We start from the raw sequence: 12,379 nt of genomic DNA, 5'->3' as shown, positions 1-12,379 counted from the left end.
ATTCCGAGGGCGGTGCCATACGGCGCCGCACCGTCGGAGTTGAATGGGCGATCAGGCAGCGAAATCCTCGGAATTATCAGAGGCTCTTCAGGAAGTCCATTACATGGTCGCTTGGCCGGAAGCGGGGTGTCGGGAGCTTTTTGGCAGTCGTATGGGCGAGCGCGCGTTCCTTGAGCTGCATGTCTGCATGAAGGTAGATCGACGTGGTTTCGGGCGATTCATGCCCGAGCCAAAGAGCGATCATGGTCTGGTCGGCACCGTTGTGAAGTAGGTCCATCGCCAGCGTGTGCCTCAGCACATGGGGGGTTACCCGCTTGCCTGCCAACGATGGGCACTGTCGACCTGCGGCGATGAGATGCTTGTCCAGCATGTATTGCAGCGCATCGTGACTCAATGCAGTTCCGCGCGTAGTCGGAAAGACCGGCTCGCAAGGCTGGCCTTGGCGCTCGCGCAACCAGGTGCGTATCACGCGAACGGTGTCTTTACGCAGCGGCGTGCACCGATGCTTGCGGCCCTTACCCTCGCATCGCACGTGTGCACCGGCTCCGAGCACGATGTCCTCGCAGCGAAGGCCGGTGAGTTCCGCGGCGCGCAGCCCCGTCTGGATGGCCAGCATCATGAGCGCCCGATCACGGCGCCCTGACCAGCTCGTGAGGTCAGGCGCGGCAAGCAACGCGTCGACTTCGACCGACGTCAAAAAGGCGATCGGGCAGCGCGAATAGCGCTTGCTCGGCATGGCCAACACGCGCTGCGCCACTGCGCTGTGCTCCGGTGCATGCAGTGCCACGTAGCGGAAGAACGAATGAATGGCAGCGAGGCGAACGTTGCGGCTGCGGGCGCTGTTCTTGCGCTCACGCTCAATGTGATCGAGAAAAGCGCCGAGCAGCGGCGTGTCGAGTTCTGGCACCGTCAAATTCGAGGGCGCCTTGCGCAGGCGTTGTTGCGCAAACTGCATGAGCAAACGAAAGGTGTCGCGATAGCTCGCAATGGTGTGAGGGCTCGCCTGACGTTGCTGCATGAGCCGATCCATGAAGAACCCCTGCAGCAGGGACGGCAGCGTACTGATGGCGGTCATGGCAACTGTCCTTGCTTGGCGCGCTCCACGCGTTGCAGGGCGTAGTGCAGCAACTTCGGCGTGGCGGTCAAATACCAGTAGGTGTCCGTGATATGGGCGTGCCCGAGATAGGTCGACAGCTGCGGCAGGTGCCGCTCGACGTCGACGCCGCGCTGATACCACCTTAGGAGCGTGTTGATGGCCAGTCGATGACGTAGATCATGCAAACGAGGTCCTCGGGAGTCATCAGCGCCGCGCAGGCCGATCTCATGCGACAACTTGACGAAGGTCCAACGCACGCACCACTCCGTCAGCCGAGTTCCGCGGTCCGAGACAAAGAAGCTCGGCGTTTCGGGATCGTGGCACCAACGATCCCGGCGCGCGGCGTAGCGTTGCAATGCACGTTGCGTGGTGGGGTGCACCGGCACGTAGCGCGACTTGCCGAATTTCGTGTCGCGAATCGTCAGCACTCCGTTGACGAGGTCGACATCATCGCGGTCGAGCCGCAAGGGCTCATTGGCCCGCAGACCGGCGGCCACGTACAGGCCGAACAGCGTGGCGAATGTATGAGGCCGCAGACCCGTAGCAGACGGTAGGCGTCGTGCGGCCTCGAGCAGGCGCGTGATCTCCTCGTCGCGATACAGGTAAGGTTCGGGACGGTGGTACCGGTGGGGAAGCAAGTCCGACGGTGGCACGATGGTGCGCGGATCGCTCGCGCTGCAATATAGCGCGAAGCGACGCACCATCCAAGGCGGTTAGCCCATTGGGCGGGCTGCGCAGCAGCGGGCTGTGTTGCCCAATTCAATGCGAGCTCGGAGGTGATGTGGGTGGCACCCTCGCGCTCGGCGAATTCGACAAAGCGTTGCAGCAAGCGCCCGGCCAAGCGTAGCTTGTACCCAAGGGCGCGATGAACCGCGAGGTACTCATCGAGTGCAGCTTGCAACTTGCTCATGACGCACCTCCCGGCCACGCCAGGGCAATGCCACGCAGGGCCGCGATGTCCACCTTGGCGTAGATCTGTGTCGTCGTTGGCTGCTGGTGACGCAGCAGCTGTCCAATCTCGCCCAGGGACGCGCCTCGGTGAAGCAGGTTGGTTGCAAGGGAGTGCCGCAGTAGGTGAGCCCCCTTGAACTCGGGGTTCAACCCAGCGCGCCGGAGGGCGCGCCGAACAATGCAACAAACGGCCACTGGGCCCGCAAGACCCTGCTGGGGAGCCTTCATCCGGATGAATACGCGACGCGTCGCACACGCTGGACGGACCTCACACAAATAGCACGCCAATGCCGCGCCAACGTCCTCGGGCAGCGGCAAACGTTCCAGCCGTTGGCCCTTGCCGCGCACGACAATCTCGCCGCGCTCCCAGTCGAGATCCTCCAAGGTCATGGCCAGCACCTCGCCGCCACGCAATCCAAGCCGGGCCAGGAGCAACAGGATCGCGTAGTCGCGCTTGCCCGTCGGGGTGCTGCGATCGCAGCACGCGAGCAATTGTTCCACCTGCTCGGGAGGTAGCGACTTGGGCAGATGCGACAGTCTCCAGCTGGCCACTCCTGGAAGCGTGCGGGCCAGGTCGGTCTGGATAGCGCCACGCTGCAGCAAAAAGCGCAAGAACGAGCGCAGCGCGGTGATGACTCTCTTGCCATGGCTACGACTGATACGCAGGACCTCGCGAAGAATGAAGCCGTGCAAATCCTGTGGTCGCAATAGTTCGAGGTGCAACGCCTCGCGCCCAAACCGCTCATCGAGGAAGCGCCGCACGATGGGCAAGTAGGAGATCAGTGTTGACCGTGACAGACCTCGTTCGGAGTGGAGGAACTCCGCGAAATCGCCCGTGAGGCAGGCGGCCGGAGTTCTATCAATCTTCTGTGCAGCTGCCGCGATTTCGTCACGGCCGCGCAGATACTCGAGAAGCTGCTGACCGGTGGCCGGATCGCCTCGCCGCTTCTTCTCCCCGTGGCGAAGGGATGCCAAGAACTGCGTCAGCCGATCCTCATCAAGCGCTGCCAGAGTCAGCCGACGCCGCTCGAGCCAGCGGCTGAGATCGGCCAGCACATTACACTTTGCGCGAACCGTGATCTGCGCGTACCCCTTGCGCGAAAGTTGCGCTGCAAAGCCCTCGACGTGGGGTGCCAGCGGGCCAGTGCAAGGCTGTCCATCTGGTGCTGTTGTCGCACCGTGGCGAGTGAGCGTCATCGTCTGTCTCCTTGAAGATCCGGGAAGATTCCCAGTTGGAGACGACAATCGAATAATGCCGAGAAATCAAGCGCCGCTTCCGGCGCAAGTCGAGCAACAACTCGATGTATTGAAGACTACCGACACCGCCCTCGGAATAATTCCGGTCTCGGAGTTATGGCGTAGATCATGAAGACGCGGCCCGGCATGCGCACCCCGATTGACCCAGTCGAGACTATCCCGTAGCGCATTGAAGACACGATGGACCTGTCGATCACCGAGCGGCTGTCCCAGCCGCCGACCCCGACTACTAATGAAGAACGGGGTGTCGGCCGTTGTCGGTACGTGGCGGATACGCTGCTGCCGGTAGCGCGCGCGAGCGCTTCGACGGTACTCGGAGGCAAGGGCAACTGACGTGACTTGGCAAACTTGGTCTGCCGCACGATCAGCATCCCACGTTTGAGATCGACGTCGGCATCACGCAGGTGAATGGCTTCGGAAACACGTAGCCCCGTTGAGGCCATCAGGCCAAACAAGGTTTCAAAGCTCGCCGGACGTAAGCTCCAGCGTGGCCCGAGTTTGTGGGCGGCTGCCAACAGATCGACGATCTCCTCCTCGCGGTAGATGTGCGGCGCCACGCGACCGGGTTCAGGGCCAAAGATCGACTCCTCGGGGATCTCGGTTTGCGGCTCGAATTGCTGCAGGTAGCGAACGAAACGACGCAGTATCGCCATCCGCCGATACCAGGTTTCCGGTGTCCCAAGCCCCCCTTTGCCCTTTCGCACCCAATCGACCATCAACTCGACGGTCAGGGGGCCGTGGTGATGCCGATCAGCAACGAACTTCGCAAAGTCGGCCAGGAGCGTGTCCTGCGAGTGCAGCTCGAAACCAAGCCGATGGCGTTCGGCCAGATAGCCGTCAACTCTTGTCTGCAAGCCGATTCGCGCGCTCATGATTTACTCCCAGGCGACGGCAGCGGTACCGTTGAGAGCATCGGCGTGTCGAGCTTGGCGTAGATGAGCGTCGTGTTCAGCGAACGATGGCGCAGAAGGTCGGCGACCTCCTTGAGGGAGCTACCGTGCTCCACGAGGCGGCACGCCAAGGTATGGCGCAGGGCATGCGATCCAGAATGCGGTAGGCCGCTGCGTCGACAGGCGCGCGTGATCACTTTCTGGATCGCCTGCGATGTGATGGGTTGATCGCGCGCCCCCAATCGGCGAACGAAGATGGCAGGGTTGGAAGTTGGCGGTCGCTCGTGCTGTAGATAGTCCGCAAGTGCCTGCCCGGTCTCGACCGGCAAGGGCAAAGTATCCTGCCGAAATGACTTCGTACCCCTCAGCGTCACCGTACCGGCGCGCCAGTCAATGTCACTGATCGATAGGCGCGCAATTTCTCCGGCCCGCAAGCCCAAGTCGAGGGCACAACGAGCAATCGCATAACCGCGTTTCGGCCACCGTCGGGCGAGCCTGATGGAATTCAGGAACTGCTCAACCTCTTCCACCGTCAGCGCGTGTGGCAAAGTTGCCAGCCGCCAATGCGCCGGCAATGAAATGACCGCCGTCAATGCTTTGACGGAGTCTCCGCAAGCGCTTCGATACCGGAGATAGCTCCGCAGCCCCGAGGCCAAAGTGGTTGCATTGGAGGGCGTTCGGCGAGCATCCAGTTGGTCTGCAAGAAACTGTCGGACATCGGCTGGACGCAGTCGGGCGATATCAACGACGCCGTTACCAAATTTCTGGCGCAGTAGCCGGCCTGCAATACGCAAGCCGTGCCGTCGGCTACCCGGTGACAGCCCACGCAGGTCGCGCAGGTACGCGTCGTAGCGCCGCAGTTCTTCTTCGATGTGATCGGTGGATGCGGCGTCGACCTGTTCGATCGACGCGGCCTGGGGTGTCTTGGTGTTCATGGCAGTCTCCTGAAGTGGAGCTACCACTTCAGGAGACTGGAGAAATTATGTCTACCTCGTCGCCGAGCTACTGCCGCTGGCTGCCCGTCCTGCCTAGGCCTGAACGGCCATCGCGACAGCTACTTTCCATAATCGACGACTTTGCATAACGGCCAATTGCTGTCGTTCGATGATTCCGGCAAGCAGCCATCTGAACGGCTGCTGTACTTCGGGGGACTAAACCGCTCGCGCGGTAATCGCGCTCCGCCGTAGCGCATGTAGTTGGGGACTGCGCCGGCCCTGTTTCCTATGACATCACGCTCGACCGCGGCGAATTGATCGCCAAAATGCAACCGGTGCGTGTGCCACATAAGCTGCCGGTGGTCTTGAGCCGCGAAGAGATGGGCCGCCTGCTCGCCGCGGCCGGCAACCTCAAGCACCAGACGGCGCTCTCGGTCGCCTATGGCGCCGGGCTGCGCGTCAGCGAAGTTTTGCCGCTTGCTGCGACGGAATAGTGGAAAGCTGTCGCTTGGCACAGAACTTGTTAAGATCAATTGTCAGAAGTTCATACGCGCCCATGGAAATGCTGCCCAACGACTGGTATGCCATCGCCGCCCTGGTCTTCATGCTTGGCATGAAGCATGGCTTCGATGCCGACCATCTGGCGACCATCGACGGCCTGACACGCTATAACGTGCGGCGCAATCCTCGGTTGGCTCGATTCTGCGGTTCGCTCTTCTCGCTCGGGCATGGTTCCGTCGTGGTGCTGATTGCGTTGACGGTCAGTACGCTGGCAGGCAGCTGGCAGGTGCCGCAATGGATCGATACCGTCGGCGTCTGGATTTCGATCAGCTTTCTGGTGGCACTTGGCTGTGTCAATCTTGCTGCCGTGTTGCGAACCCGCCCCGGCGAAGTCGTGCAACCGGTGGGTATCCGGGGCCGGCTTTTCGCTCGGCTGCAACATACCCACAGCCCACTACTGGTCGCTGCGGTCGGCGCCCTGTTTGCTTTTTCCTTCGATACCATGAGCCAGGCGGCATTGTTTGCACTGACCTCGCAGCAGTTCGGCGGCTGGGAACATGCGCTGCTGCTGGCTTTGCTGTTTATGGCCGGCATGCTGCTCACTGATGGCGTCAACGGACTGTGGATTTCGCGACTGATCCGCCGTGCCGACAAAGCAGCACAGATTGCCTCGCGCGTCATGGGTTTGGTGGTCGGTGGCGTCAGCTTGCTGGTTGCCAGTTTTGGTGCTGCCAAATTCTTCTCCCCGACCATCGATAACTGGAGCGACGGCAAGGAGCTGGTTTTCGGCTGTCTGCTGATCTTCATCATTGCCGGCAGCTATCTGTTTGCCGTGCGGCTGGCTCGCCGGCCCGCGCTGGCCTGAGGCGCTTCGGTATCATTCGGTTGACTGACAAATGACGGGGTCTGCCCTCGCGGCAGGTACCGTAGCGCAAGGCTCTGCGCGTTTTGGAAAGCAGCCATTCACGGCCATCATCCATCCCCAATTCGTGAGCGGCAGCTTGCCGATCGGTGTTCTGCCATCCAAGGCGCTATACCGGCCGGCCGTGCCATATGCCGCCAGCGGCCGCTCTGGCCGAGAACTGGACCGACAGCGAACAGAGCCCGGCGACCGGTTCCGGATCAGTTAGCCGACGTTCGCGCCGGGCGATTTTTAGCCTCCTCTACGTATCTTGTTGGCCGGGAGCACCCCGTCAGCCTCGCGCGCGAAAGCGGCCGTTACCAAAAAGCATTGTTGTGGCCAACGACCGCCTACTGGCACTCCTGCGAACTCAGCCTCCCGGCTATGAACTGCCGTTCGTCCGTCCAACCACGTGGACTTTCAATTAGTGGTAGTTCGCTCATGGTCACTCAACGCCGACGTGTATTGGAGCCTGCATGTTGTCGAAATTGACAACGAGAGAGGCAAGGGCGATCACTGCCCTCTTGACGGCGAGGAGTTTCCTATCGCTTCGCTGCGATCGATCAGCTGATCGAGGACTTCATCAAGGAAGTGGATAAAGGGAGGACGCGATGAGCAAATGCAGACTGACAATCACCTTGGGCTTAGACTGGCGAGGGGCCCTGCGCCAGGCTGGAAAGGCAGCGACAGCCTCGACCTATGAGGGAGAGACCCTCAACTTCGAGACGCCGGCAGCCTTCTTTGGAAGGTTGACCGAACGGCGCTGGGGCATCCTCCAGGCCATGCAGCACGACGGCGGCACGGTCGGGGTTCGCGAACTTGCACGCCGTCTTGGACGTGACGTGAAACGTGTGCACGAGGATGCAGCAGAACTCGTCACATTGGGGCTGCTCGAGCGCACCGAGGCCGGCGCCTTGCGCTGTCCGTTTTGTGACATCCATGTCGATATGCACATGGCTACGGCAGCCTGAGCACTTGCCGCCGGGCGGGTTACGGCGACGGCGACGGCCGGATGTACTCAGTCACGCACGCGCCGCATGGCGGTCATTGAAAAATCCAGATTCCAGATTTCGGAGAACGCCGGCTGGTTGGCGCAGAAGCCTGCTTCCATTCCGAAAAGCCCGTAGGTAGGACGTTTTCCCGCTCGGGTGCCCCCACTGTGGCGGCGCGATGCGGATTATCACCGTCATCACCGACGGCCCGACAGTGCGCACAAGCGATCCCGAGGCCCGGCCGGCAGCGGACTACGAGCTCAATCAGCGCGTCGCCTGGTAGTGAACCGCGCCCTCGCGTCGTCGACTCGCCGGCGTCAAGCCGCCGAGCTACGCTGCGCGAGCAGACACCTCATGCGGTTCGACTTCGCCGCCCATGCCCGCAGAGTCGCTGTCATTGAATAAATGGCCAGGACCGACTGCGGCGAAGTAGGATCCGGCTTCCTTGTCACACCCTCCACGCCGAAACTCACCGTGAAAATTCTTGAATACACCGGCCTTGACACCTCGCGCGTCAAGGCCAGCTACCGCAAGGTGGCTGATGCCATCGCCCGCAACGACTTTCGTGCCGCACAGGTCAAGAAGCTGGTCAATCTCAGCCACGGCAGGTTCTACCGCGCCCGGCTCGACGACGCCGACCGGCTGCTGTTCTCGCTGCTTCGCCACGGCGACGAAGTCTGCGCGCTGATGCTGGAAGTGATCGCCAATCACGACTACGACAAGTCGCGCTTTCTGCGCGGCGCGGCGATCGACGAGAGCAAGATCCTGGACATCGACGCCGACGCGGCGATCGCTGAAGCCCTGCCGGTGCGCTACCTGCACCCGGAGCGGACAACGATTCACCTGCTCGACAAGCCGATTTCCTTCGACGACACGCAAGAGGCGATCTATCGCCAGCCAGCACCGCTGATCGTCGTCGGCAGCGCCGGCAGCGGCAAGACGGCGCTGACCCTCGAGAAACTCAAGCACGCCGAAGGCGAGGTGCTCTACGTCACGCACTCCAGCTACCTCGCGCAAAGTGCCCGCGACCTCTATTACGCGAACGGCTTCGAGCACGGCGGCCAGGAGGCCGTTTTCCTCTCCTACCGCGAATTCGTCGAGTCGATCCGCGTGCCGCCGGGTCGCGAGGCAAGCTGGCGCGACTTCGCTGGCTGGTTCGCGCGCCTGCGGCAGACCGTCCGGGAATTCGACGGCCATCAGGTGTTTGAGGAGATCCGCGGCGTGCTTGCGGCCGGCGCCGGCGGCGTCCTCGCGCGCGCCGACTATCTGGCGCTCGGCGTGCGCCAGTCGATCTTTCCGGTCGATCTGCGCGAGCGGCTTTACGACCTCTTCGAAAAGTACCGCGCCTGGCTCGCCGAGGCGAAGCTCTACGACCTGAATCTGGTCGCCCAGGACTGGCAGGCGCTGGCGGCACCGCGCTACGACTTCGTCGTCGTCGACGAGGTACAGGACATCACCACGGTGCAACTGGCGCTGGTCCTCAGGACCCTGAAGCGGCCGGGCCACTTCCTGCTCTGCGGCGATTCGAACCAGATTGTCCATCCCAACTTCTTTTCCTGGAGCCAGGTCAAGAGCCTGTTCTGGAAAGACCCGAAGCTGGCCGAGCGGCAGGAACTGCGCGTACTCACCGCCAACTTCCGCAACGGGCTCGAGGCCACCCGTGTCGCCAACCAGTTGCTGAAGATCAAGCACCGGCGCTTCGGCTCGATCGACCGCGAGAGCAACTTCCTCGTGCAGGCGGTTGGCGGCGAAGCCGGGCAGGTCGCGCTGATGCCCGACAAGGACGCCAGCAAGCGCGAGCTCGACCAGAAGATTCGCCAATCGACGCAGTTCGCCGTGCTGGTGATGCGCGACGAGGACAAGGCCGAAGCCAGGAAGCACTTCGCAACGCCGCTGCTCTTCTCGATCCATGAAGCGAAAGGGCTCGAATACGACAATATCGTCCTCTACCGCTTCATCTCCGACCACCGCGCCGAGTTCAGCGAGATCGTCGACGGTGTGGAGGCGGCCGATCTGACCGCCGATACGCTGGACTACCGGCGGGCGAAAGACAAGACCGACAAGTCGCTGGAGGTCTACAAGTTCTTCGTCAATGCCCTCTACGTGGCGCTGACCCGTGCGATCAGGAATGTTTACGTGATCGAGTCGGATACCGGCCATGCCCTGTTTGGGCTGCTCGAAATGAATCTCGGGCAGGTCAAGGTCGAAGCCGGGAAGTCGAGCCTCGAAGACTGGCAGAAGGAAGCGCGCAAGCTCGAACTGCAGGGCAAGCAGGAACAGGCGGAGGCGATCCGTCGCACGATCCTCAAGCAGACGCCGGTTCCCTGGCCGGTTTTCGGCGAAGCGAAAGTCGTCGAGCTGCTGGTCAAGGTGTTCCGCGAGCAGCTCCCCGGCGCCAAAATGAAGCAGCAGCTCTATGAATACGCGACCTGCCATGACGAACCGCAACTCGCCACATGGCTGGCTGAGGAAGCGAAGTTCGAGCAGGCGGCGAACTTCGCGCAGCAACGCGCGACCTTCGGACGGAAGACCTACGTTCCCTACTTCGCCAGCCATTTCAAGGACATCCTGAAGCAGTGCGAGCAGTACGGGAGCGAGCATCGGCTGCCGATGAACCTGACGCCGCTGATGGCGGCGGCGGCGGCCGGCAACGTCGCCCTGGTCGAAGCCTTGCTCGAACGCGGCGCCGACCGCGATGCCGTCGACCACTATGGGTACAACGCGCTGCACTGGGCGCTGCGCGAGGGATTCCGCGATGCGAAGTTCGCCCGCGGCCCACTCGCCGCGCTTTACGAACAGCTCGCCCCGATGAGCGTCGACGTCAATACCGGCGAACGCCTGGTTCGCCTCGACCGGCACCTGTCCGAGTACTTCCTCTTCCAGACGCTATGGGTTCTCTTCAAGTCGCGCTTCACCCATTGCCAGCGGCGGAGCAACGGCGCCTTCGAGAACAAGCCGATTCTCGATGCCTGGCTGCATCTGCCGGCCAATATCGTTCGCCCGGAGCGCAACCGGCGCTCGCATCTCAACGGCGTGCTCGCCCGCAATGAAGTGGACCGCGATTACGCGTACAACCGGGCGCTCTTCAAACGCGTCGCCCAGGGCTGGTATCAGTTCAATCCAAAACTCGCCGTGCGTCGGCGCCAGGGCGAGGAGGAGATCTGGATGCCGGTCTACGCGGCGCTCAATCTGCCGCTGATCAACGAGTTCTCCCGCCAGAATGACGGCGACTGGCGGGACGGCATCCCCGAGGCCATCGACAGCTATCTCACACTGGCGGGGCTGCCACAGCGCAGCCTGCCGATCGCCACCGAACGCGCCAGGGCGCAGGAGAAAAAAACGTCTCGCCGAAGCGCGAGCCCTCCAGGCGCAGCGCGCGGCAGCGCGGGCGGCGGAGCGGGCGGCTGCGGCGGAGCGGCTGGCCCGCTGGGGCTCGGCCGAGGCCAAACGCATCGAGCTCGAACGTGTCCGACGGGAGATCGAGGCGCGCAAGAAGGGCTGACCGAACGGACGCCTGCGCGCCGCAGAAGTGATGCCGGTACGGCAGACGAGACGGTGGCTGGCTGCTGACAGTCGGCGCTGGCTGCGCAGGGCGGTTGCTGCGGACAGCCGCTGCATGCCCGATCCGCAAGCCTGAGGGCACACTCCGTCGCGCCGGTCGTAGTAGCCACGGTAGCTGACGCAGCCGACCTCTAGCAGGCAGCAGCGCTTGGCGTGCAGAGAAAACTCCGGTGCAGCGAACACCTTCCACACCACGTAAGGCGATTTCTGTCAAAGAACCTACCATCTTGCTTGTCTTTTCGCCCGTTTTCTGTGTTGCGACAACAGTTACATAGCGCGGCCGTTGGCCGCAACCAAAAGGAGGTGTCGCCCCCGCTACCGCCGGATTTAATTTGCGAGGACAATATCCTCAACCCCACGCAGGAGGTAGACCACCGCACGGCAAGGGAGGCGACATGGACATTTTCCTCAAGAAGCACGAAGAGTCAATCCTGGGTGTGGTCGAAGGATTCGAGCGGATCATCTTCGAGGGCTACCTGAGCTCGATGTTTCCGGATGGCGCGTTTGGCCGCTACCTGTCCAAGCGAGGCGTGCTGCTCAAGGATGCCGGGACGTTCTTCGAAAGCGAAACCAAAACGCTCGTCGAACACGCCAAGACGACCGCCGAAGAGGCGGGGCGTCCCTACCTCTTTTTCGCCTCCGCGCACACGCACGCGAGCGGTCGATCGAAGGAAGCGATGGCCCGGGCCATCGCCGAGCAGGACGGCATCAGCGAAGGCCTGGTCTGCATCTTCTCGGTCCTCGAACCGTGCCTCTCGTTCGCCGTGGCCGGCAATCGCAAGACGCAACGTCTGGAAGTCGTTCGGCGCAATCGCCGCTGCCTGCACCTGTACTGGTATCTGATCGACCCGGTTTTTGGCTGGATGCACGTGCGTATCCAGACCTGGGCACCGTACGCCACTCAGATTTACGTCAATGGCCGGGAGTGGCTGTGTCGGCAACTGCCGCAAGTGGGTGTCGCCTTCGAGCGGAGCGACAACAAGATTCTCTGGGTGTCGGATTTCGAAGCCACCGCGGCACTTGCCGAGCAGTTCAACCACACCGACTGGCCTGCGTTTCTGATTCGCCAGGTGGCCAGCGTCAATCCGCTCTTGCCGGCCATCGCCGCGGCGAAGTTCGACGGCTACTGGTTTGGCATGGATCAGGCAGAAGTCGCCACCGATATCCTGTTCAAGTCCAGAGCCGATCTCGAACGTATCCACCAGGACCTCGTCCATGCCGCCATCACCGGCTTCGGTGCCACGGACGTCATGCGCTTTACTTGGCCAAAACCTCATCACCTCTTCACGGGCGAG

7 protein-coding genes and 4 pseudogenes are annotated in these 12,379 nt (G+C 62.3%); 5 read left to right on the top strand and 6 right to left on the bottom strand.

Features of this window, described 5'->3' with window-relative positions; genetic code table 11:
• Nucleotides 1–76: 76 nt before the first annotated feature.
• The 5 genes and pseudogenes from E4Q23_RS19445 to E4Q23_RS19425 all read right to left on the bottom strand — a co-directional run bounded on the left by E4Q23_RS19445 (nucleotide 77) and on the right by E4Q23_RS19425 (nucleotide 5,129).
• Complete coding sequence (locus tag E4Q23_RS19445; RefSeq protein WP_169068176.1) at nucleotides 77–1,075, bottom strand: tyrosine-type recombinase/integrase; 999 nt, start codon at nucleotides 1,073–1,075, stop codon at nucleotides 77–79.
• Nucleotides 1,072–2,006, bottom strand: a pseudogene (locus E4Q23_RS19440) (tyrosine-type recombinase/integrase). Before E4Q23_RS19440 ends, E4Q23_RS19445 begins: the two are co-directional and overlap by 4 nt.
• Nucleotides 2,003–3,244 (bottom strand): site-specific integrase, encoded by a 1,242-nt coding sequence (locus E4Q23_RS19435; protein ID WP_169068175.1) that lies wholly within the window; start codon nucleotides 3,242–3,244, stop codon nucleotides 2,003–2,005. The pseudogene E4Q23_RS19440 and the gene E4Q23_RS19435 overlap by 4 nt, the downstream one beginning before the upstream one ends.
• Before the next feature lie 116 nt (nucleotides 3,245–3,360).
• Nucleotides 3,361–4,176 (bottom strand): tyrosine-type recombinase/integrase, encoded by an 816-nt coding sequence (locus E4Q23_RS19430; RefSeq protein ID WP_248595593.1) that lies wholly within the window; start codon nucleotides 4,174–4,176, stop codon nucleotides 3,361–3,363.
• On the bottom strand, nucleotides 4,173–5,129 hold the full coding sequence (locus E4Q23_RS19425; RefSeq protein WP_169068174.1) for a tyrosine-type recombinase/integrase: 957 nt from the start codon (nucleotides 5,127–5,129) through the stop codon (nucleotides 4,173–4,175). The genes E4Q23_RS19430 and E4Q23_RS19425 overlap by 4 nt, the downstream gene beginning before the upstream one ends.
• A 287-nt stretch (nucleotides 5,130–5,416) precedes the next feature.
• Here E4Q23_RS19425 and E4Q23_RS19420 point away from each other — a divergent pair.
• The 4 genes and pseudogenes from E4Q23_RS19420 to E4Q23_RS24985 form a co-directional block, all read left to right on the top strand.
• Nucleotides 5,417–5,620, top strand: a pseudogene (locus tag E4Q23_RS19420) (integrase); the annotation flags it as partial.
• Between the two features lie 65 nt (nucleotides 5,621–5,685).
• Entirely contained in the window at nucleotides 5,686–6,495 is an 810-nt protein-coding gene (locus tag E4Q23_RS19415) for a nickel transporter (RefSeq protein ID WP_169068173.1), read from the top strand.
• 647 nt (nucleotides 6,496–7,142) lie between these two features.
• Entirely contained in the window at nucleotides 7,143–7,502 is a 360-nt protein-coding gene (locus tag E4Q23_RS19410) for a hypothetical protein (RefSeq protein WP_169068172.1), read from the top strand.
• A gap of 495 nt (nucleotides 7,503–7,997) precedes the next feature.
• Nucleotides 7,998–11,093, top strand: a complete 3,096-nt coding sequence (locus E4Q23_RS24985; RefSeq protein ID WP_169068171.1) for an ankyrin repeat domain-containing protein — start codon at nucleotides 7,998–8,000, stop codon at nucleotides 11,091–11,093.
• An 84-nt stretch (nucleotides 11,094–11,177) separates the two neighbouring features.
• Here E4Q23_RS24985 and E4Q23_RS19400 read toward each other — a convergent pair.
• Nucleotides 11,178–11,291 (bottom strand): annotated as a pseudogene (locus tag E4Q23_RS19400) (aminopeptidase); the annotation flags it as partial.
• 188 nt (nucleotides 11,292–11,479) lie between these two features.
• Here E4Q23_RS19400 and E4Q23_RS19395 point away from each other — a divergent pair.
• Nucleotides 11,480–12,379: pseudogene (locus E4Q23_RS19395) on the top strand (hypothetical protein); the annotation flags it as partial.

Source organism: Candidatus Accumulibacter phosphatis (assembly GCF_012939955.1).
In the GTDB taxonomy this organism is placed as follows: Bacteria; Pseudomonadota; Gammaproteobacteria; order Burkholderiales; family Rhodocyclaceae; genus Accumulibacter; species Accumulibacter delftensis.
Note: the sequence above shows the minus strand (reverse complement) of the source record. Positions and strands in the feature narration are given on the sequence as shown.

What these genes read in the sequence shown, in the direction of transcription:
- E4Q23_RS19415 (WP_169068173.1), top strand. Translation starts at nt 5,686, where the DNA reads ATGGAAATGCTGCCCAACGACTGGTATGCCATCGCCGCCCTGGTCTTC.
- E4Q23_RS19410 (WP_169068172.1), top strand. Translation starts at nt 7,143, where the DNA reads ATGAGCAAATGCAGACTGACAATCACCTTGGGCTTAGACTGGCGAGGG.
- E4Q23_RS19445 (WP_169068176.1), bottom strand. Translation starts at nt 1,075, where the DNA reads ATGACCGCCATCAGTACGCTGCCGTCCCTGCTGCAGGGGTTCTTCATG.
- E4Q23_RS19435 (WP_169068175.1), bottom strand. Translation starts at nt 3,244, where the DNA reads ATGACGCTCACTCGCCACGGTGCGACAACAGCACCAGATGGACAGCCT.
- E4Q23_RS19425 (WP_169068174.1), bottom strand. Translation starts at nt 5,129, where the DNA reads ATGAACACCAAGACACCCCAGGCCGCGTCGATCGAACAGGTCGACGCC.
- E4Q23_RS19430 (WP_248595593.1), bottom strand. Translation starts at nt 4,176, where the DNA reads ATGAGCGCGCGAATCGGCTTGCAGACAAGAGTTGACGGCTATCTGGCC.